At 50.2% G+C, this 20,325-nt stretch carries 18 protein-coding genes; 8 read left to right on the top strand and 10 right to left on the bottom strand.

Translation table 11 applies throughout. The features are described 5' to 3' along the window. Positions 1-127: 127 nt before the first annotated feature. On the bottom strand, positions 128-1,375 hold the full coding sequence (locus tag ACYVH9_RS15235) for a M16 family metallopeptidase (protein ID WP_460637222.1): 1,248 nt from the start codon (positions 1,373-1,375) through the stop codon (positions 128-130). A 130-nt stretch (positions 1,376-1,505) separates the two neighbouring features. On the opposite strand from ACYVH9_RS15235, the gene ACYVH9_RS15230 reads away from it, so the two are divergent. From ACYVH9_RS15230 to ACYVH9_RS15215, 4 genes are all read left to right on the top strand, one after another. Continuing rightward, positions 1,506-2,123: a hypothetical protein gene (locus tag ACYVH9_RS15230; RefSeq protein WP_460637221.1), complete on the top strand. Its 618-nt coding sequence runs from the start codon at positions 1,506-1,508 to the stop codon at positions 2,121-2,123. 38 nt (positions 2,124-2,161) lie between these two features. Then, complete coding sequence (locus ACYVH9_RS15225) at positions 2,162-3,154, top strand: glycosyltransferase family 9 protein (protein WP_460637220.1); 993 nt, start codon at positions 2,162-2,164, stop codon at positions 3,152-3,154. A gap of 83 nt (positions 3,155-3,237) precedes the next feature. Further along, the gene (locus ACYVH9_RS15220; protein ID WP_460637219.1) at positions 3,238-3,864 is read left to right on the top strand and encodes a mechanosensitive ion channel family protein; all 627 of its coding nucleotides are present in this window, start codon (positions 3,238-3,240) and stop codon (positions 3,862-3,864) included. Beyond that, positions 3,861-4,106 (top strand): hypothetical protein, encoded by a 246-nt coding sequence (locus tag ACYVH9_RS15215; RefSeq protein ID WP_460637218.1) that lies wholly within the window; start codon positions 3,861-3,863, stop codon positions 4,104-4,106. The genes ACYVH9_RS15220 and ACYVH9_RS15215 overlap by 4 nt, the downstream gene beginning before the upstream one ends. On the opposite strand, the gene ACYVH9_RS15210 is transcribed toward ACYVH9_RS15215, so the two are convergent. From ACYVH9_RS15210 to ACYVH9_RS15200, 3 genes are all read right to left on the bottom strand, one after another. Next, a complete protein-coding gene (locus tag ACYVH9_RS15210) occupies positions 4,107-4,943 on the bottom strand; it encodes a hypothetical protein (RefSeq protein ID WP_460637217.1) in 837 nt (278 codons plus the stop codon). Between the two features lie 92 nt (positions 4,944-5,035). Further along, positions 5,036-6,439 carry a tetratricopeptide repeat protein gene (locus ACYVH9_RS15205; RefSeq protein ID WP_460637216.1) on the bottom strand — a complete coding sequence of 468 codons (1,404 nt, stop codon included), beginning with the start codon at positions 6,437-6,439 and terminating at the stop codon, positions 5,036-5,038. Between the two features lie 182 nt (positions 6,440-6,621). Further along, entirely contained in the window at positions 6,622-7,662 is a 1,041-nt protein-coding gene (locus ACYVH9_RS15200) for an SDR family NAD(P)-dependent oxidoreductase (protein WP_460637215.1), read from the bottom strand. A gap of 254 nt (positions 7,663-7,916) precedes the next feature. Here ACYVH9_RS15200 and metG point away from each other — a divergent pair, with 254 nt between their 5' ends. Beyond that, entirely contained in the window at positions 7,917-9,998 is a 2,082-nt protein-coding gene (metG, locus tag ACYVH9_RS15195; RefSeq protein WP_460637214.1) for a methionine--tRNA ligase, read from the top strand. 553 nt (positions 9,999-10,551) lie between these two features. On the opposite strand, the gene pth is transcribed toward metG, so the two are convergent. Continuing rightward, complete coding sequence (pth, locus tag ACYVH9_RS15190; protein WP_460637213.1) at positions 10,552-11,112, bottom strand: aminoacyl-tRNA hydrolase; 561 nt, start codon at positions 11,110-11,112, stop codon at positions 10,552-10,554. Positions 11,113-11,232: 120 nt separating this feature from the next. Here pth and pyrR point away from each other — a divergent pair, with 120 nt between their 5' ends. Beyond that, entirely contained in the window at positions 11,233-11,772 is a 540-nt protein-coding gene (gene pyrR / locus ACYVH9_RS15185; protein ID WP_460637212.1) for a bifunctional pyr operon transcriptional regulator/uracil phosphoribosyltransferase PyrR, read from the top strand. Positions 11,773-11,800: 28 nt separating this feature from the next. Here the strand turns inward: pyrR and ACYVH9_RS15180 are convergent, their stop codons facing one another. Then, a complete protein-coding gene (locus tag ACYVH9_RS15180) occupies positions 11,801-12,091 on the bottom strand; it encodes a hypothetical protein (protein WP_460637211.1) in 291 nt (96 codons plus the stop codon). Between the two features lie 559 nt (positions 12,092-12,650). On the opposite strand from ACYVH9_RS15180, the gene ACYVH9_RS15175 reads away from it, so the two are divergent. Next, positions 12,651-12,899: a hypothetical protein gene (locus ACYVH9_RS15175; RefSeq protein ID WP_460637210.1), complete on the top strand. Its 249-nt coding sequence runs from the start codon at positions 12,651-12,653 to the stop codon at positions 12,897-12,899. A 202-nt stretch (positions 12,900-13,101) separates the two neighbouring features. Next, positions 13,102-13,812 (top strand): head GIN domain-containing protein, encoded by a 711-nt coding sequence (locus ACYVH9_RS15170; protein WP_460637209.1) that lies wholly within the window; start codon positions 13,102-13,104, stop codon positions 13,810-13,812. Between the two features lie 164 nt (positions 13,813-13,976). Here the strand turns inward: ACYVH9_RS15170 and ACYVH9_RS15165 are convergent, their stop codons facing one another. The 4 genes from ACYVH9_RS15165 to ACYVH9_RS15150 form a co-directional block, all read right to left on the bottom strand. Then, positions 13,977-14,537, bottom strand: a complete 561-nt coding sequence (locus ACYVH9_RS15165; protein ID WP_460637208.1) for a DUF3267 domain-containing protein — start codon at positions 14,535-14,537, stop codon at positions 13,977-13,979. A 152-nt stretch (positions 14,538-14,689) separates the two neighbouring features. Next, the gene (locus ACYVH9_RS15160; protein WP_460637207.1) at positions 14,690-17,821 is read right to left on the bottom strand and encodes an efflux RND transporter permease subunit; all 3,132 of its coding nucleotides are present in this window, start codon (positions 17,819-17,821) and stop codon (positions 14,690-14,692) included. A 62-nt stretch (positions 17,822-17,883) separates the two neighbouring features. Then, a complete protein-coding gene (locus tag ACYVH9_RS15155) occupies positions 17,884-18,939 on the bottom strand; it encodes an efflux RND transporter periplasmic adaptor subunit (protein ID WP_460637206.1) in 1,056 nt (351 codons plus the stop codon). A 21-nt stretch (positions 18,940-18,960) separates the two neighbouring features. Further along, a complete protein-coding gene (locus ACYVH9_RS15150; protein WP_460637205.1) occupies positions 18,961-20,289 on the bottom strand; it encodes a TolC family protein in 1,329 nt (442 codons plus the stop codon). Positions 20,290-20,325: the final 36 nt, after the last annotated feature.

Here is a 20,325-nt window from a genome sequence, read left to right as displayed (position 1 = left end):
TGCTTTGAGCCAGCGAAACGAATCCGGTGGTTTTGTAAAAGTACGATTATTCTGTTAACGGGAATGCGCCGGTCCTATTTTGTTGGCGCTCTGGTGAACGGAATTTACGCCGGGATTTTGACAAAAATTATTCGTTTTCGTCCGGTTCTGGCACGAAAATCAGGTGGCTCAATTGGGTTTCGTCAAACATTTCATTCGCCAGGTGCTGCAACAAGTCGGCATCGACCTGACGGATTTCGCCGAAAATCTCCTCGAGAGAGTCCAGCTTGCCCGTATCCAGAATGCTCTTGGCCATCGTCAGCATAAAACTCTGGTTGCTTTCTTCGGACATGGCCAGCTGACCCATCAACTGCTCTTTGGTGTTATGCAACTGCAATTTAGTGAGCGTTTTTTCGCGCAGGTTTTTCATCTCCCGGCCAATCAGTGTGATGCTGCGGTCGAGGTGCTTCTGATCAGTTCCGAAATAGAGCCCCAGAAAACCGGTGTCCAGAAAAGGCGTATAGCTGGCTTCGATGGAATACACCAGGCCGTATTTTTCCCGCAGGTTCATGTTGAGCCGGGAGTTCATGCCCGGCCCACCAAGAAGGTTGACCAGCATGAAAAACGGCAGCCGGCGGGTGTCGGCCAGCGCGTAGGAAGGACGACCGATAGCGCATTGAGCCTGCGTGATGGGACGTTCAACGGTGACCCGCTGCGGCTCGTAGAGGCCCGGGGCCAGTCGTTTCCGTTCGGACGTTCGGTGTGGAATGTCGCTGAGGTACTTGGCCGCAATTTTCTTGACCTTGCTAAACGGCAAGTTACTGACCGACGAGAAGACCACTCGCTCAGTGTCCAGGTTTTCGCTGATAAATTGCTGAAGCTGGTCGCGGGTAAAGGAGCGGACGGTTTCGGGCGTGCCGAGGATGTTGCCACCCAGCGGATGGTTTTTGAACACCACCTGATCGAAATCGTCCTGGAGAGCATCTTCGGGCGAATCGTAATACATCGCCATTTCTTCCAGAATCACGCTCCGTTCTTTCTCGATCTGTTTTTCGGGAAAAACCGAATGAAACGAGATATCGGCCAGTAACTCGGTGGCTTTTTCGAAATGCAGACCCAGCACCGACGCGTGAAAACAGACCTTCTCCTTCGTCGTGTAGGCATTCAATTCGCCCCCGACGGTTTCGAGCCGATTGATAATGTGAAACGACTTGCGCTTTTTCGTGCCCTTAAAAGCCATGTGTTCCCAGAAGTGAGCCAGGCCTTCCTGTTGGGGTAGTTCGTCGCGGCTGCCAATGTCGAGCATGATGCCGCAGTGGGCAATTTGGGTATGCGGTACTTGTTTATGAACAATCCGGATTCCGTTCGGTAATGTATATAATTCGTAATCTTCCATTCTGATGAACCCTGTTTGATACACAGAGTCTGACGACAAAACACCGATGAGTAATTTCCCGCACGGTGCCGTGACTGGTATAGAATTAAGAACTAAATTTAGTCAAAGAAAATTTCATCACATAGAAACGATGAAGACAATCTCTACTCTGTTCGCCGGTTTTTTTCTACTGAGTTACGGATTGATGGCGCAGCGAATGGCTCCGCAGATCGGTCTCAATCTCTTTCCGTTGTTCGACCGGACCATCGAACTCAACGCGACCCTCCTGCGCAATGCCGAACGGGAGTTGTTTATACACGCGGGCTATACATTTCCCCAATATCATTCCCCAAACTGGGAGAGCGGGTCCTATTATTGGGAGGGCAAATCCAGGGGGGGGTATTTGCGGGTGGGCGCAAAAGCGTATTTTAACCCAACGGGACGATTCCGTTTTTTTATCAGCCCCCATCTAACTGCTGGCTATCTTGAACAGGCCGGAAAATCCGTGAACGTTATCAATTGTATTATAGGGCCTTGTCCGCCTTGGGAAGCCGAAGGGAAATCCGGGAAATATTTACTAAGTGCTGGCATTACCGGCGGTTTTCGTGTGAACATTCTGCCGCAAGTGACGTTAGATGTGGGTATACAGGCTAACCGGTTTTTTGAGAACAAACCGGACTTACAAAATACGGCTATCTATATTCCGGCTTATGGCCGAAGGCCTATTCAAGGCGTTGCGTCGGTTCAATATACATTAAAAGGGCGCTAGGGGTTGTTTCCCAGCCCATCGTTTCCGAAACTTGCCCAATGAACCAACCTGCTCGGTTTTTAATTATTCAAACCGCTTTTATTGGTGACGTTATTCTGGCCACTTCGCTGGTGGAAAAACTGCGCGCTCATTTTCCGGATGCGACCATCGATTTTTTGCTTCGTAAGGGTAATGAGGGGCTGCTGAAAAATCATCCTCACCTGAGCGAAGTGCTAATTTGGAACAAAAAAAATGGCAAATACCGCGATTTGATGCGGTTGCTGCGCCTGATTCGGGCCCGCCGGTATGATAAAATTATCAATCTTCAACGGTTTGGGGCAACCGGCTTGCTGACGGCTTTATCGGGGGCTGCCGAAACCGTCGGATTCAGCAAAAATCCGTTTTCCCGTTTTTTTACGCACCGCATTGAACACCGGATTGCACCCGGCATCCACGAAGTAGATCGCAATACCGAGCTGGTGAGTTGGTTTACCAATCGATCCGCGTTTAAGCCTAAATTGTACCCGTCATCCGCTGATTTTGACCAGGTTGAGCTGTATCAGTCGGAGCCCTACATCTGTCTGGCCCCTACTTCGGTTTGGTATACGAAACAATATCCGGAAGTCCGTTGGATTGATTTCCTGCAACGGCTGCCGGAGCATCTGACCGTTTATATGTTGGGCGCTCCGACAGATTCGGAGGCTATTGAACGGATTCGAAAAGGAGGAAGCCGGGAAAAAGTGGTGAATCTGGCGGGGAAGCTATCGTTGCTGGCGTCGGCAGCTTTGATGAAGGGGGCGCAGATGAATTTTGTCAACGATTCGGCTCCGCTGCATCTGGCGTCGGCGGTCAATGCCCCCACAACGGCTATCTTTTGTTCAACAGTTCCTCAGTTTGGCTTTGGGCCGTTGGCCGACGATTCGCACCTGGTTGAGATTGAAGAACTCCTTGAATGCCGTCCCTGTAGCTTACACGGCCGAAAAAAATGCCCGCTGGGCCATTTTTACTGTGCTCACGGCATCCGGACGGAGCAACTGCTGGAATGGGTTTGAGGCTATATGTAGGCGGCATTGACTTTGTGAAACAGATCGGTACTGGCTTCGTTGTGAAGGTCGTATAGAACGTTTTTTATCATATGGTAAATTTGGGAGAAGTAGCGCGACTCATTTTTGAACGATTGGAAGGGTGGGGGAAAACGGCCGTGGTACTGGTGCCGAATCTGATCGTGGCGCTGTTGGTTGTTTTTGTCTTCAACTTCATCTCCCGGTATTTTCGTCGGCTGGTTGTACGGGGCTTTGATCGGTTTAGCAACAACCTCTCCCTGATTAACCTGACCGGAACGGTTGCTCAGGTGGTGGTGATGACCCTTGGACTGTTCATTGCGCTGGACATTCTGGGGCTGGAAAAAACCGTCGCTTCCCTGCTGGCCGGAGCCGGGGTGCTGGCGCTGGCTATCGGTTTTGCCTTCCAGGATCTGACGGCCAACTTTATTTCAGGTACCATTATCGCCATTCAGCGCCCCATCGAAGTCGGCGATAGTGTCGACACGAACGGGTTTCAGGGGCGGGTTGTCAGCATTAAGCTCCGCTCGATTGTGCTCGATAATGGCGGGGGCCAAACCATTGAAATACCGAGTAAGGATGTTTTCCAGAAGCCGATTATCAATTTCTCCCGCACCGGGGGCCGACGCATCGAATTGAACGCGGGCGTTTCGCACCTTGATGATTTGAGCAAGGCCAGCAAGTGGCCATCAGCGCCGTGAAAGCATTGCCGTTCATCCGCAAAGACAAGCCGGTCGAAATGCATTACAAGGGCGTTTCGCTCGAAATGATTCAGTTTCTGGTGTGGTTCTGGATCGATCCAACCAAAGCCGATGCAACCAGGGCCCTGAGCGAAGCCATCAAAGCCGTCAAGAAAGCGTTTGACGAAAACGATATTCTGATGGTTTTTCCGGCCCACACGTACGAATTGAAAAAACGGGCTCAGTCGCCGACCGAGCCGTAGTTACTTTGAAACCGCTTCGTATTCGTATTGCTCCAGAACCGTTGAGTTGGCAGCCTGTACTCTTCTAATCGGCAGGTTGTTATTGTATACATAACGGAATTCGCTCACCTCGGGCTTGGTCTGTGTTCCTGCGTTGACCTGATAAGTGGAAGCCCGGACGCAGTTATTTTTCGACCAGCTCACCTGGTCAAAAACCGGGCAATCGTTCAGGCCGTATGGGTTGGGCCGGGTATCATAGTCGTATACAATCCGGCGGGTCTGGGTGCTGGCAGCTGCGCTGCGTTGCAGGGGTACTGTGGTGATGGTTTCCTCAACCAGATTATTCTTATCATCGTACCGGTACTGGTGGGTTGCCATCGTGATGGGCGAGGAGCCTGCGGCCTCTCCCCGAACGGCGTAGGTATATCGTTGACGGCCCACAACCTTGCCGGTAGTGCTGTAAATCAGCGAGTCGGTAAAAAATAACGTTCTATCCGGCTGGTTTGAGAGTGCGTTTTTGCGAAGCACATAGCGCTCTTTGGCATTCAAACGTCCCTCTGGACTGTACTTGTATTGCTCCGCATAACCGTAGTTCCAGGGGGCTTCGGGATGCGTGTACTGCATTGAATAGGTGGCCAGTTTACCCGTGCTACCGAAACTGTGCTGAATCTGGCTCAACGCTTCCTGGTTGCGGGTGAGTTCTTCCCGCGTTAGTTTGCCGGTTGCATCATAAAAGAACTGCCGAACGCTGCCGTCGGAATAGGTGACTTTTTTGAGCCTGTTCTGGGCTAAAAGAGAAGGTGAAGTGGCAAGGCCGATAAGGAAGATAAAGAAAAGTGAGCAAACCGTCTTAGTCATAACGATGTTGGGAGTAGTCTTGCCCAGTCGATTGCAAAAACTATGCCCATCAAAAAAGCCACCCCGAAAAGAGTGGCTTTTTTGCCGTTATGTTAGTTTTTGCGGTATTGCTCGATGATTTTGTAGAGCGCTTTTTGTTTTTCCAGCTCCGGAAAAAAATCGAACAGTTGAATGTGCTGTTCGTAATTGAGCGTCAGCGCGGCTTCCAGACTGACCAGGGCTTCGCGGTATGAGCCAGCGTGAATGAGGTAAATCACGGCCCGGTAATACAGGTCCGCTTCCTGCGGCAGCTCTTCAATGCCCATTTCAATGATTTCGTGCGCCCGGCCAAAATCCCCCTGATCAAACAGCACCAGCGACCATTGCAGGTAGACATCCACGTTGGTGGGGTCCGCTTCAACGGCTTTTTCAAACGCTTCAATGCTCGAAATTCCGTTGCCTAATTTGTATTCGGTTTCGGCCAGCGCCAGCCAGTATTCGGCGTTTTTTTCATTCAGTTTGAGGGCTTTGCGCAGAAACGGAATGGATTCGTGCCATTTACCCAGTTCGCTCAAACATACGCCAATACCGTAATAGCCTTCGTCCCAGAGGTTATCCAGATGAACGGCGTCGCGGTAGCGGGTGATAGCTTCACCGTACCGGTTTTGCTTTTCCAGGCTGGCACCCAGGTAACAATAGGTTTCCGGCGTGGCGTCTTCGTACTTCAAGGTGTTTCGGTACGCTTCCTCGGCTTTGACATACTCGGCCAGGTTCATGTACGTGTTGCCCAGGTTAAAGTAAGCCGACGCAAAGTCTTCCTTGATAATTGTTGCGTAGTCGTACGCTTCGGCGGCTTCTTTATAACGGTTGAGCTTGCTGTAAGCAATACCGATGTTGTACCAGGCATTGTGGGAATACGGGTCCCGATCGATCAATTGCTGGTAGTAATCCAGGCTGTTTTCCAGTTCTCCCATCAAGTCCAGGCAAAAAGCCAGTTCGTACAGGGAGTTCTCGTTGTTAATGTTGTAGTGAATTGATTGCTTGTAATTCTCAATGGCCTGCTCGTATTTGCCCCAGTTCTGGTAGGTCTGCCCGATCTGAAAATGAATGTCGTCTTTTTCGTCAGCCCGCTCGAGTAAATCGCTCAGAATTTCCACCGATTGTTCGTAGTTGCCCGCCAGGTTACTGATCGTACCCTGCATATACTGAAGATCGGGATCACTCGGATTATACAGGGCGGCTTGATCGAGAAGATTCAGGGCCTGGTCAAACTTGCCGTTGGTGGCGAGTAACTGGGCTTTGTCCAACATCAGTTCCAGCGAGTAGGGGAAATTTTCAAGGCCGGATTCACAGGCTTTCATGGCTTTTTCCAGATCGCCTTCTTCCATGTAATGTTCGACCATCTGCTCGTAAACATCCAGGTCGAAAAATTGGGATTCAGTGCCTTCCAGCATACTTTCAAACCGCTGTAGTGAGGCCTTTATTTCGCTTTCTCTTTCCTCAAACTCTTGCTCCATATTCACATCGTACAGGGGTTACGTATATACTATACACCTCTCTTGGGCGTGGAAATGTAGTAGAAATATACAACTAATAATCTATTTCGCAACCATTCCGGCAAAAAATGTAGCCACTGGTTTTTATCCTTTTTCGACACGAATTGGTGATCAGGATTTTAACCATTTTGGCCGTCAAACACCTACGGTTTTTGGCCGTGGTTACGTAGGAAGAACATACAAATTCGCTGAATCGTTTCGTCAATGGGGCGGTAGCGAAAAGGGAGCATCTTTTCAATCTTCCGGCCGTCGTATTGGTACAGGCCCGACGCCGAGCGGGCGGTTTCACGCGTGATCAGCGGGGCCTTTCCCGTAAACCAGGAACGGACCGCTTCAAGGGGCCACAAGAGTTTGGTCAGCTTCGGTGAGACAGCGTATTGGGGCTTTTTTTTATGAAAGGCATCCGCCAGTTTATCCAGAAACGATTTGTAAGGCAGGCTGACAGCGGCCAGAATAAACCGTTCGGCGGTGATCGGGCTTTGCATCAATTGAAAAACTGCTTCGGCCACGTCCTGCACGTCGACCAGGTTGACGATACCCGCCGGATAAAACGGTTTTTCGTCGAACGCATATTTGAACAGTTGCGTACTGCTGCGCGTCCAGTCGCCCTCGCCCAGCACCAGCGACGGGTTGACCACGACGGCATCCAGCCCTTCGGCAATTCCGCGCCAGACTTCCAGTTCTGCCCGGTATTTGGTTTGCCCGTAAAAGGAGTTTTGCGGAGATTCCTCCCAGCGCTGTTTTTCGTCAATCAGCATGGTTTTATTCGCATCTCCCTTGACAGCCGGGCGGCCCACGGCGGCCACGGAGCTAACATAGCCTAGTTTCCGAATTCCTTTCGACAAACACATATTCACCACATTGGCCGTGCCTTCCACGTTGACCTTCTCCATGCGCTTACGGTCTTTAGGTGCGTACGAAATCATGGCGGCTACGTGTACCACGTCGACGGTGCCGTGGGCCTGAACGGTTTGCAGGGCTTCTTCCAGCGCCGGAATATCGAGAATATCGCCTTCGAGCCAGGTAATCTGACCCTGAATATCGTTCAGTAGGTGCAAATCGCTGCCGGTCCGGCGGAGCGCGGCTACTTTTCGGCCCGCTTCCAGATACCGTCGAATGATATGGCTGCCGATGAGGCCATTGGCACCGGTGATGAGGGTAATGTCAGGCAGTGATGAAGTCATTTAACGGTTTTCAACCCAGTTCAGGAAATTATTCGTGGTTTCCATGTTGTTATCCATAACCGGCCCGTTGTTTTGCATTCACTTTGACCCGGGCCGCATCATCCGATTTGTAAACATAACAACGTTTGCCGCCGATTTGCTAATTTCGCGCCAAAATATAGGTTGGGGATTCACGCTTCAGACGCTGGTGGCAAGCTGGCCCGGCCGTTGTTTCGGTGCCAAAACCGTAAATCGAAAACCGTAAACCAAATCACATGTCATTAGAAAATCCGCAACGCTATACCGTCACGGCGGCCCTGATCTATGCCAACGGCCCGATTCACATCGGACACATCGCTGGTTGTTACCTGCCCGCCGATATTTACGTGCGGTACCTCCGGGCAACGGGCAAGGACGTGGCCTTCATTAGTGGCACCGACGAACACGGTGTCCCGATTACCATCCGCGCGCAAAAAGAAGGCATCACTCCGCAGGAAGTGGTTGATAAATACTACGTTCAGATCAAACGGTCGTTTGAGGAGTTCGGAATTTCATTTGACATTTATTCCCGGACGTCCAAACCGATTCATCACGAAACGTCACGGGAGTTTTTTACGAAGCTGCACGAGAGCGGCAATTTCACGGAAGAAATTACGGAACAGTATTACGACGAAACCGCCAAGCAGTTTCTGGCCGACCGCTACATTATCGGTGTCTGCCCGGTTTGTGGCAACGAGAATGCGTACGGCGATCAGTGCGAACGCTGCGGTTCAACGCTCAGCCCAACGGAGTTGAAAGAACCGTTGCGCTCGATGCTTTCCGGTTCCAAACCCGTGCTGAAAGCAACTAAAAACTGGTATTTGCCCCTCGACCGGATGCAGCCGCGTATTGAGGAATACGTCAACAGCCACCCCGAGTGGAAAACCAACGTGATGGGGCAGTGTCAGTCGTGGCTGAAAGAAGGGCTGCGGCCGCGCGCCATGACGCGCGACCTCGACTGGGGTATCAAAGTGCCGCTACCGGATACGGACGGGAAGGTGTTGTACGTCTGGTTTGATGCGCCGATCGGGTACATCTCGATGACCAAGGAATGGGCCGAGCAGCAGGGCCGCGACTGGGAGCTGTACTGGCGCGATAAAGACACGAAACTTGTTCACTTCATCGGGAAAGACAACATTGTGTTTCACTGCATCATTTTCCCGGCGATGCTGATGCACGAAGGCTCCTATATTCTGGCCGATAACGTACCCGCCAACGAATTCATGAACCTGGAAGGTGACAAGATTTCGACTTCGCGCAACTGGGCCGTCTGGCTGCACGAATACCTGGAGGAATTGCCGGGCAAGCAGGATATTCTGCGTTATGTACTGGCGGCCAACGCACCCGAAACCAAAGACAGCGAATTCACCTGGAAGGATTTTCAGACCCGCAACAACAGCGAACTCGTTGGGGTGTTTGGCAATTTTGTAAACCGGGCGATGGTACTGACCCAGAAGTTCTGCGAAGGAAAAGTGCCGCCCAAAGGCCAGTTGGAAGAAGTTGATCAGGCGGTACTGAACGAACTGGCGCAGTTTCCGGACCGTATTGGGCAGGCTATTGAACAATACCGTTTCCGCGAAGCATTGGGCTATTTGCTGGATCTGGCACGGCTGGGCAATAAATACCTGGCCGAAACGGAACCCTGGAAAGTTGCCAAAACCGACCCGCTGCGCGTCAACACAATCCTGAATATTGCCCTACAGATTTCGGCCAATCTGAGTATCGTTTGCGAACCGTTCATGCCGTTCACGGCGGAAAAACTCCGTAACCTGCTGAATGCCGCGAATATAACGCGGGAAGATGCCACCGGCACGGCCTTCCACTGGATCAACGCAGGGAAGGCAGATTTGCTGCCTGCAGGCCATGCCCTGGGCGAACCGGTGCTGCTGTTCGAGAAGCTGGAAGATGATGTGATTAACCAACAAATAGTTAAACTGCACGAAGCCAAACGCATGAACGAACTAGCCGTTAAAACCGTACCGGAAGCTAAACCGGTGATTCAATACGACGATTTTGCCAAGATGGACATTCGGATCGGGACCATCGTGGAAGCGGAACGCGTTCCGAAAAGTGACAAGTTGCTGAAACTGAAGGTGGATGACGGAACCGGTCAGCGCCAGATTTTGAGTGGAATCGCCAAGCATTTTGAACCCGAAAAGCTCATCGGTACGCAAGTGACGTTCCTGGCGAACCTGGCCCCTCGCAAGATGATGGGCCTTGAATCGCAGGGCATGATTCTGATGGCCGAAGACCGTGATGGTAGCCTGTCATTAATCAGCCCGGATAAAGCGGTCTGGAACGGCGGAACGGTGTCCTAGTTTAGAACTGCCGGGCGGCTCCTGTAAGATGACACCGATTAAAGGATGAATTAGGATTCGCTGCTGCAATACAAGGCTATCCTTTAATCGGTGTCATCAAATGTCTATAAAAAGATAAAGCCTCCCGATCACTGCGAGAGGCTTTATACTGACTATTCCTAAACCCTTAACCTTTTCTTCTTTTTACTGTTTTCCTTCTGTTTCTTTACATCAATCGGTGCTATTTTTCGTGGCAACCTTACTTAAGACGTAACTTGTTTTCAGAAGTAACAAATCAAAATCAGAATTTCTAAATTAACTGATAATTTCCTGATTTTGTTCAATTGCCCTTTCGTTTAAGGACAATGCAAATATCGCAATAAATTTTAAGAGTACAAATTTTATTTTTAAAATATTTTAAATTATCGGTACGGTATGGTATTGATTTGTAACTATTTATAGGGTCTTCTGTGTGCTTTTTAGGGCGTATTTTAAAACAAAATACTTCAAAATGCACAATTCTGCCAAAGGAAATTTTTATTCAAAATTTCTGAAAAATCTTCAAAAATTTATATTATTGGTTGAAAAAATTCATCGTGTGTTGTAGTCCGGAAGTACAAAAACTGATTACGGCATCACCGGCCCGGTCGAGGTGTTGGGGTAATTGCTCCATTTCGTCCTCCGGAAATTTGCCCAAAACAAAATCAACTTGCCGTCCTTTCATAAAATCGTTGCCAATACCAAACCGTAACCGGGCGTATTCCTGCGAGCCTAACACTTCATCAATATTTCGTAATCCGTTGTGGCCGCCTGCCGAACCTTTGGGTTTCAGGCGTAGTTTGCCGAATGGCAGATCCTTGTCATCCGTAACAACCAGCAGATTCTCAGTCGGGATAGCAAACTGCTTTAAATACGAGCTTACGGCCCGCCCACTGAGGTTCATGTAAGTGGTGGGTTTGATCAGGTGAATGATTTTTCCTTTATGCCGCCACTCGGCCGTGTACGCCAGTCGATTCAGACTAAAGCTGAAACCGTATTGCGCAGCAAGGCGATCCACTACCATAAATCCGGCATTGTGACGAGTAAACATATATTCCGGCCCGATGTTGCCGAGCCCAGCAATGAGAAATTTCATAAGAAACGGTTTTTAAGTTTCCGTCGGTCCTGTTAGTAGCCTGCAAAGTTCGCAGAAACAAATCAACAAAAAACACCCATTGAAAACCGAAAACTGAAAACCGACTACTATCTTTCGTTCATGAATCAGAAACGTCTTATTCTTGCCAGCCCGTTGCTGGAGATTGTGATCAGCCGATTGTGCCAGGAACTGATTGAAAATCACCAGGATTTTACTGATACCGTTGTGTTAGGCATGCAGCCGCGTGGTATTCATTTTGCCAAGCGTATCGTGGCTGAACTGAATCAAACCTTAAAGAAAGAAATTCCGCTGGGTTTTTTAGACGCAACGTTTTATCGGGACGATTTCCGTCGGCGCGAACTACCCTTGCGCCCCAACAATACGTTGGTCCCTTTCCTGATCGAAAATAAAAAAGTGATTCTGATCGACGATGTTATTGCAACCGGTCGGATGGTACGAGCTGCCCTAGATGCCATGACGGCGTTTGGCAGACCCTTATCCGTTGAACTGCTGGTGTTGGTTGACCGGCGCTACAACCGTGACTTGCCGATCAAACCCGATTACAGCGGCAAACGGGTCAATACGCTGGAATCGCAGCGGGTGTTGGTGGAATGGACGGAACAGGGGGCCGAAACCGATCGCATCTGGCTGATGGAATAGCGCGGGAGTGGTCTGAGTGACGAGTCGCCTACCACATTGCCCGTTCCTTCGCGTGGCTCATTATAGTATGTAAATAACGGTTTTCATTGGCTTGTAGCCAATGGTTAATCTGATTTAAGGCCTGCTCGTCGGAGTAATCTTTGCTCCGCGTGGTCAGCACCATCAATAAGCCTGGATCGTCAACCATCTTAATGCAGACCTGTATCATGGCATTGACGACTTCATTTTTCACGCGGAAATGGTAAGCGATCAGGCTATCGAGAACAATGCCGGTGAGAATAACCAGTAAGACGGTGAGAATAATGAGGGCGAGTGACATGGCTGCAAGGAGTTTGTGTTTGATGGGACAAACTTGTCCAAATCCTTCCTGGGTATCAAAAAAGAGGTTGAAAAGCCTCTTTTTTTAATTACGTTCTAATTCGTTTCTGCCCACTTAATTCCTTTTTAATGCTTTTGGAGATCAGAAGCTACAAAATGCCCGTAATAGGTCCCAGAGGTGTGTGGTCCATTGCATCAAGGAGGAAAAAATAGAGAATCGTTCCAAACATTTGGGTCCCAATCGGGTTATACCTTACCCAGTAAGAGTTCTATTCCGAAACAAAGCTCATAAGGAAATTTCTTTTCCCTTGTGAAGATTCGGGGGATAGTTTGCCTGATTTAAAGATAATTAAGGTTAACTGGTGCTATTTGAGCAAAATGAGAACAAATACCACTTGTTTTGTTTAATTTAATGTCTGATAAATAAAGGCTGAAAGAAGAGGAGAATGGTTTGCGTGCAGTTTGGTGGCGGATTTAGCAGAAATGATACTTGAAATCGATTGTAATTAATTATAAATGCCCTGGAGCTTATCGTTCGGGGCGCCAAATTTCATTAGGTCATGCATATTCGCGGGTATTATTGTACGAAAAAAAAATGTCAGGTTTGGCTGAAACACACACCACAGCCCGATTTTACGGTTATACCTGACGATGTTCGGACCCAGTTGGGGTCATTGGAAAAAATTGGTTCGGCGGATTTGATGGACGAATCGACGTTTGCTAAAACCATTGAAAAGCAGGGCTACTGCCTTACCAAAACTGCGGTAATCTTTGAAGCTGAACGGCGGGCAGAACAAGCCGTTGCCTGACCAGATTTAGATTGATACAAGTCCCAAATTACGTTGCTTAATCGAAGAGGCCCAATTTAGCCATATAGTGCTGAGTTGGGCCTTTTTCTTATTTCGCCTTATCGGCTGTTATTTTTTTTCTTGCCGGATAGGGGTATGGCTCTGGGCGCGGGTCATAGCTGCATAAAACAACAGATACCGTTTAAAAACCGCTATGACAGTCATGAAAATTTCGTCCATTTTATCCGCATTGTTTATTCTAACCCTGGTGTCGCTGACCTCCTGCGATTTTGAACGGGTTGGGCCTTATGAAGAAGATGAGCGTTCGTACGGACTATCCAATTTTGACCGACTTGATATGGGAAGCGCTTTCCAGATAACCGTTCAGGAGGGGAGCCGTTTCGATATTGAAGTTCGTGGAAACCGTCGGGATCTGGATGATCTGGATATTTATACCCGCAACGGTACACTGTATGCCAAATACCGGAACAACCTGCGCAACCGTCGCTACGATGTGTCATTTATGATCACGATGCCAACGCTGCGGGGCGTTGATTTTTCCGGCGCATCGCGTTCGGAGGTGATTGGTTTTCAGAGGTTGCGCGAATTGGATATCCGGTTGTCGGGTGCTTCCCGTGCGAGCTTCGATGTTGATGCCGCCCGGACGAATATCGATTTATCGGGTGCATCGGACCTGGATCTGAAAGGAGCGGGTGGGTTGTTATACGGCGATCTGTCGGGGGCCAGCAAACTGGAAGCTTACGACTATCCCGTGGACGAAGCCGAACTGGATTTATCCGGTGCCAGCACGGCCCGCATTCGGGTTTCGAAACGGCTGGATGTAATCGCCAGCGGAGCCAGCAGCGTACGGTATCGGGGAGCACCTGAACTGAAATCCCGCCTGTCGGGTTCCAGCACGGTTCGGCAAGATTAAGCCGCTTTTTGAAAATTAGAGCGTAAAAGCGCGGGCTTGCTACTGCTGGGCAAGCCCGCGCTTTTGCATGATGGGTGCTTGTTTGTTGGTAAGCGGAGGAAGCAGTTTTCCGTAAACATCGGAAAAAGTTAGCCCGGCGGGCCGGATCAGTAAAATCAAAAAGGTTAACCTAGTTTCGACTGAGGAGGTTCTTCAAGCACCAGCAACCCAACTTGGGAGGGGTGATCCTGCACCCACTCGTCAGCATTTAGGGAGCGCATCAGCCACAAAATCATCAGGTCACCGCTGGCAGCCAGGGTGAAAAATATTCCCAGACCTAACAGAAGGGTGTGTCCGGTAACCAGGGCCACCAGGTACGGCAGAAGACCCAGCACGATCAGCGGCATCACAACCACAACCCGGTAAATTCGGGCGGGCAAAGGCTTATTGGGATGGCAATACGGTGTGAAGCTTTTCCATTGAATGCCAAACTTGATGTCGGCCCAGCTCAACCGACCATACCAAAGGGCCGTCAGGCCATGAATTAACTCATGAATGATGGTTCCAACAAAGAAACCGACGATCAGTAAGGCATAGTCAGCCAGCGACGCTTGGCTCCAGGCCGACAGATCAAAGGACCAAAGCAGGTAAAAGGGCAGAATTAGCAAAGGCAGTCCTACTAAAAAAGCGAGGCCGCCGTACATCTGGGCTTTGAGGCTTGGAATGGTTAGAGGTTGGGTTGTCATAAGTTGAACTAAAAATTCGGTTAAGAAAGCAGACCCTAAGATAGTTGATGGATGGATGAAAAAACAGTCATTGGATAGCTACAAACCAACTAAAAAGCCCGCAAACCACTTAGGGCGGTTTGCGGGCTTTTAGCTATTCTTCTTGTGCAGGATCAGTCTATGGCTTTCGCAACTTCCAGTTCCTGCGGTTTTTTCGGCTTTACTTTTTTGCCACTGAAGCGGGCCATCAGCCGGTCAACGACCAGATACATAGACGGTACCACCAGGAGCGTGAGCAGCATCGAAGACGTCAGACCGCCGATGATGACCCAGGCCATTCCGTTTTTGGTTTCGGCACCGGCACCACTCGCCAGAGCAATTGGCAACATCCCCAGAATCATCGCCAGCGTTGTCATCAGAATCGGGCGCAGACGTTCTTTACCGGCTTCAATCAGCGCGTGAATGACATCGTGGCCTTCGGCTTTCAACTGGTTGGCAAAGTCAACGATCAGAATGGCGTTTTTGGCCACCAGACCGAGCAACATGATCATCCCGACAATCGAGAAAACCGTCAGACTTTCCATCGTCAGTGCCAGCGCCAGCAAGGCACCAATCAGGGCTACCGGGATTGAGAACAAGACGACGAACGGATAAACCACGCTTTCGTACAGCGCTACCATGATGAAGTACACCAGCAGGATGGCGATCATCAACGCCAGACCCAAGCTACCGAAGGCTTCGCCCTGTTGTTGCAGCTGACCTAAATATTGGATTGAAACACCTTCCGGCAGTTTTTGCTGCGCCATCTTGGTCTGAATATCAGTACCCACCGTGCCCACCGGACGACCCACAACCTGGGCGTTGACGGTTACCGACGATAGCCGGTCAATTCGCTCCAGAACACTTTCACCAATCTGTTCCTGAACCTGAGCAAACTGCGAGAGTTCGAATGATTTACCCTGGTTGTTGACAAACGTCAGGCGGCTGATATCCTGTGCATTCGTGCGATCGAATCTATCGAGGCTAATCAAGATATCGTACTCGTTGCCGTTCTGTTTGAACTTCGACTGGTCGTTACCCCGGAAGGCATTTTGGAGCGCCATACCGACATCGGAAGCATTGATCCCCAGTTGCGCCATCTTCTCGCGGTCGAGGTTCACGGTTACTTCCGGTTTCGGGTCTTTCACCGAATACTTCACGTCCTGTGTTCCCGGCACCGATTTGGTGACGTTCATCACAAGAGCGGCTGCTTCCCGGATATCTTTCAGGTTCGTTCCTTTTACGGCAATCTGAATCGGAGCCTGTTGCGCCCCCACAATACCAACTGGACTCACCGTTACTTTTGTGCCCGGAATCTTGCCAACTTCCTCTTTCAGAATCTGGCCAAACTCTTCCGTTGAAATGGTACGGTTTTTTTTGTCGGTCAGTTTTACGTTGATATCCGCGATGTTACTGTTTGAGGACGTAGCAATTCCACTGCTGGTATAGCCAACGTTGGTGAAGACGTTGGTGACTTCCGGGTGTTTCATGATGATCTGCTCGGCCCGTTGCGCAACGGCGTTGGTCTGATAGATCGAAGCCGTTGGCGCCAGTTCGATGTTGACGGCCATTTCACCCATATCGCTTTGCGGCATGAAAGCACCGCCGATGAAACCGGCAGGAACCAGGGCTATGGAGCCCACCAGCAGAGCGATGGTCGCCAGGAAAATATACCGTTTGTGGCCCAGCACCCACGCCAGAATCCGGCCGTATGCTTCGGTCAACCGCGTAATCATGTTTTCGAAGCCCAGGTTCAGGCGGCCCCAGAGTGAGCTTCGGCTCAGAATTTCAACTTTACCAAACCGCGAGGCCAGCAACGGCGTCAGCGTAAACGATACCAGCAGACTCATCAGGGTAGAGAATACGACCACAAGCGCAAACTCGCGGAGGATGTTCCCGATCAGGCCCCCCGTCATCGCCAGCGGTACGAATACCACCACGTCGACCAGCGTAATAGCCAGGGCCGTAAAACCGATCTCACTCCGCCCGTCCAGAGCCGCCGTGCGCTTGTCTTTCCCCATTTCGAGGTGACGGTTGATGTTCTCCAAAACCACAATCGAGTCATCGACCAGAATCCCTACCACCAGCGAAAGGGCCATCAATGTCATCAAATTCAGTGAGAAGCCCATCAAATACATGAGCGCAAAGGTCGGAATCATGGACGAAGGCAGCGCCACCAGAACGAACATGGCCGACCGGAAGCTGTGCAGAAACAACAGCATCACGACCGATACAATCAGGATGGCCAGCCCCATATCAAACACCACCGCATCGGCCGAAGCCAGGGTATAGACCGACTGATCGGCGGCAATGTTAAACTTCAGATTAACGTTGCTGTACTGCTTCTCGAGTTGCTTGATTCGCTCCTGGGTCAGCTGGCTCACCGATACGGCGTTGGCATCCGATTGCTTCTGAACCTGCAAGCCGATCGACGGCTGGGCGTTGATGTGGTTGATGGCGGTCGGTTTGGTGGTGGCGTCAACTACCTCGGCTACATCTTTCAGCAAAATCTGGCTACCGTTGGCCCGGCGGGCCACAATCAGATTCCGCATCCGATTGGTGGTTTCCACGGACGCATCAAAGCGAATGGAATACTGTGCATCCCGGGTTTCGACCTGACCGGCGGGGTAGCTGGTGTTGGCAGCCGCAATGGCCTGCGATACCTGCCCGATTGACAAACCGTAAGCCCGGAGTTTTTCCTGGTTAACGTTGACCTGGATTTCACGCTCGTTTCCGCCAATGATGTTGATCTGCCCCACACCTGCTACGTTTGACAACTGGGGTTTGATGTTGTCATCAACCAGGTCATAGAGAGCCGTGGGGGGCAAATCTGCCGTGACTCCCATCCGCAATACCGGAAGTTCGTCGGTGGAGAACTTATTGATAATGGGTCGATCGGTATCGTCGGGCAGCAAGTTCAGGATTTGTTCGACCTTCCGCTGTGCATCCTGTTGAGCGAGCGTGGTACTGACGCCGTTTTTCAACTGAACGATCACGATGGAAGCACCTTCCTGCGACGTTGACGTCATGCGGTCCAGTCCTTCGAGCGACGACAGAGCGTCTTCGATGCGTTTGGTCACGTTAGTTTCGACCTCATCAGCCGAAGCACCCCGGTAAGTTGTAGCCACACTGATTACGTTGGCCTCAAACTTCGGCAACAAATTATAGGACAACTGCTGGTAGCTCAACGCACCGAACAGAATCAGTACGATAAAGACCGTGATAACCAGCAGGGGTCGTTTGACGGCTATTTCGGATATAGACATAATGGTAATTGTATGGTACGTGCGGGCCTTAGCCCATACACTTACTTGTTAATTTGTACCTCTTATTTTGTAATTTGTACGGCTTTACCGTCGCTCAGGTTCAATTGACCCGTAGCGACCACCTGGTCGCCAGCCGACAAGCCTTCCAGCACTTCAATGGTATCGCCAAACTCCCGGCCAACTTTAATCTTGCGTTGTTTCGCCACGTTTCCTTCCACCACGTATACATACGGGTTTTTGATGCTTTCTACCAGAGCCGTACGCGGAATTTGCAGCGCCTTCTGATTGGATTTCTGCGAGAAATCGACGTTGACAAACGTACCAGCTTTCAGACCGCCTGCCGAAGCCATCGTGATTTCGACGGGGTAGTTGTGCTCTTCAGTGCCCTGCGGGGCAATGTATGAGATTTGGCCGCTGAAGGTTTTACCCGGGAAAACATCGGCTGTAATGCGTACCGACTGCCCTTTACGCAGCTGATACACGTCGCTTTCATTGACCAGTACGTTCACTTTCAAACGGTTCACGTCCAAAACCGTACCCAGCACCGTGCCCGGAGAGATGTATTCGCCTGGTTCGATGTCTTTCTTTACGATCTGACCGCTAATCGGGGCTTTTACGTTCGCATCCTGAATCTGCTTTTTGATTTGCTCAGCCTGATTGACCGCGTTCTCGTAGTTGTATTTGGTCTCGTTTACCTGAATTTCCGTTGTGGCGTTTCCGGCCAGCAGCGTGTTATACCGGGCAACGTCTTTTTTCAGTTTACCGATGTTCAGCTCGGTTGCTTCCAGCGACAGTTCTTTCAGTTTGTTGTCTAGTTGCACCAGAACCGATCCCTGGCGCACTTGTGAGCCCAGATTAAAGTTAACCTGGGTCACACGACCGGCTGTGGTGGCCGTGATACTGGCTTCCTTGAAGGGAATCAGGTTACCGGTTTTAACGAGTTGCTGGTTTACCTCACCTTCTTCAACCCGTGTAATCGTCACCGGAATGGCAACGTTCGTGTTCGTCGGCTGCTTGTTTTTCTCATCGATGGTCTTCTTGTTGGAAGCCAGTCGGAAGCCGATGAGCGCGGTAATGGCCACAAAGGCTAGTACAACGATGATGGTTGACTTTTTCATGATATTGCTTCGGTTGTATTCTTAGAGTTGATTATAGAAGTTTAACAAAGTGCCCTGTGATTGTTCTAAATCCAGCCGGGCCTGGTAGAAATTAATGAGCGAATTGATGTAGTTCGACTGGGATTGCCGGTAGGAGTTATCGGCATTGATCAGGTCGGTCAACGGTTTGGTGCCCTGCTTGTACTGCAAAGTGGTGATGTTATACACTTCCTGAGCAAGTTTCACGTTCCGGTCGTCGTTCTGAACATTTGCCTGGGCGCGTTGAATCTGCGATTGGGCGTTGTTGAACTGAAGTTGATAAGCCGCCGTGTTCAGGCGTTGTTGCTCTTCTTGGGTCAACACCGTTAGCTTTTGCTGCTGAACCTGCGCATCCCGCTGAAAACCGTCGAAGATGGGGACGTTCAACCGCAAACCGATGCTCCCAAAACCGAGGAAGTTTTTAAACGCATTCTCAAACTGATTGGCGAAGTTGAGCGTACCGTAATTCGCTGATAAGTTCAGGGTTGGCAGATAACCAGCCCGAATGCGTTGCAATTGCAGGCGTTGCAATTCCAGATTCGTTTCGCCCTGCTGAAAAGTAACCAGACTTTTAGCGTCAAACTGGCTTGGTTCAAGCGCCGGTGCCACTTTCATCAACAAGGAGTCCGACAACGTTAGGGATTGATCCTGCGGAAGACCCATCTGGTATTTCAGCCGGTTCAGGGCCAGATTCAGGTCATTTTCGGCCAACGTCAGCTGCGAGCGCGTGTTGTTGAAGCTGACCTCCGTGTTGGTATAATCGACGGGTTGAATTACGCCATTATCGCGTTGCAGTTTCAGCACGTTCAAAACCTGCTGGGTACGCTCCAGATTGTCTTTCAAAAGCGCAATCTGCTGCTGGCTGATAAAAACCTGGTAGTAGTTGCTGGCGATGTTATAAATAACGTCTTCCCGGGTTTGGCGCGTGTTCAGCTCGGCCAGTTGCTGATTCGGCTTGGCGGCTTTCAAACCCAGCAAGAGCGAACGATCATAGATCGGCTGGCTCGCCTGAGCAACGATGTTATTCTGGTATTTCTGCCCAAAAGTAATCCGAATCGGTTCCGGATTCAGCGGTCCTGCCGGTAAAATTGAGGTTTGCAGCTTGACGTTATCCGTAAAGGTTGCCGACCCCGATACCTGCGGCAAGTAAAGTCCTAATGCCTGCCGGGCCTGTTGGTTGGCCGTTTCTACCTGATACTGCGCAATCCGTACGGTGCCAAAATGTTGCAGACCGTAATCGATGCATTTTTTTAGCGTCCAGTCCGTCTGTGCCCAGCTGGGAGCAGAAGCTGTCAGCAGAAAGGAGGCAACAAAAGCAAATAGCCTTTTCATAATTGTACTAAAAAAAGAAAAACTTAAATTGTGGAT

This window comes from Larkinella harenae (assembly GCF_054780515.1).
Note: the sequence above shows the minus strand (reverse complement) of the source record. Positions and strands in the feature narration are given on the sequence as shown.

Coding starts and splice junctions, on each gene's coding strand:
- ACYVH9_RS15235 (WP_460637222.1), bottom strand. CDS start 1,375: ATGGAAGATTACGAATTATATACATTACCGAACGGAATCCGGATTGTT.
- ACYVH9_RS15165 (WP_460637208.1), bottom strand. CDS start 14,537: ATGACAACCCAACCTCTAACCATTCCAAGCCTCAAAGCCCAGATGTAC.
- ACYVH9_RS15210 (WP_460637217.1), bottom strand. CDS start 4,943: ATGACTAAGACGGTTTGCTCACTTTTCTTTATCTTCCTTATCGGCCTT.
- ACYVH9_RS15230 (WP_460637221.1), top strand. CDS start 1,506: ATGAAGACAATCTCTACTCTGTTCGCCGGTTTTTTTCTACTGAGTTAC.
- ACYVH9_RS15180 (WP_460637211.1), bottom strand. CDS start 12,091: ATGTCACTCGCCCTCATTATTCTCACCGTCTTACTGGTTATTCTCACC.
- ACYVH9_RS15155 (WP_460637206.1), bottom strand. CDS start 18,939: ATGAAAAAGTCAACCATCATCGTTGTACTAGCCTTTGTGGCCATTACC.
- ACYVH9_RS15200 (WP_460637215.1), bottom strand. CDS start 7,662: ATGACTTCATCACTGCCTGACATTACCCTCATCACCGGTGCCAATGGC.
- ACYVH9_RS15225 (WP_460637220.1), top strand. CDS start 2,162: ATGAACCAACCTGCTCGGTTTTTAATTATTCAAACCGCTTTTATTGGT.
- metG (WP_460637214.1), top strand. CDS start 7,917: ATGTCATTAGAAAATCCGCAACGCTATACCGTCACGGCGGCCCTGATC.
- ACYVH9_RS15220 (WP_460637219.1), top strand. CDS start 3,238: ATGGTAAATTTGGGAGAAGTAGCGCGACTCATTTTTGAACGATTGGAA.
- pyrR (WP_460637212.1), top strand. CDS start 11,233: ATGAATCAGAAACGTCTTATTCTTGCCAGCCCGTTGCTGGAGATTGTG.
- ACYVH9_RS15150 (WP_460637205.1), bottom strand. CDS start 20,289: ATGAAAAGGCTATTTGCTTTTGTTGCCTCCTTTCTGCTGACAGCTTCT.
- ACYVH9_RS15175 (WP_460637210.1), top strand. CDS start 12,651: ATGCATATTCGCGGGTATTATTGTACGAAAAAAAAATGTCAGGTTTGG.
- pth (WP_460637213.1), bottom strand. CDS start 11,112: ATGAAATTTCTCATTGCTGGGCTCGGCAACATCGGGCCGGAATATATG.
- ACYVH9_RS15160 (WP_460637207.1), bottom strand. CDS start 17,821: ATGTCTATATCCGAAATAGCCGTCAAACGACCCCTGCTGGTTATCACG.
- ACYVH9_RS15205 (WP_460637216.1), bottom strand. CDS start 6,439: ATGGAGCAAGAGTTTGAGGAAAGAGAAAGCGAAATAAAGGCCTCACTA.
- ACYVH9_RS15170 (WP_460637209.1), top strand. CDS start 13,102: ATGAAAATTTCGTCCATTTTATCCGCATTGTTTATTCTAACCCTGGTG.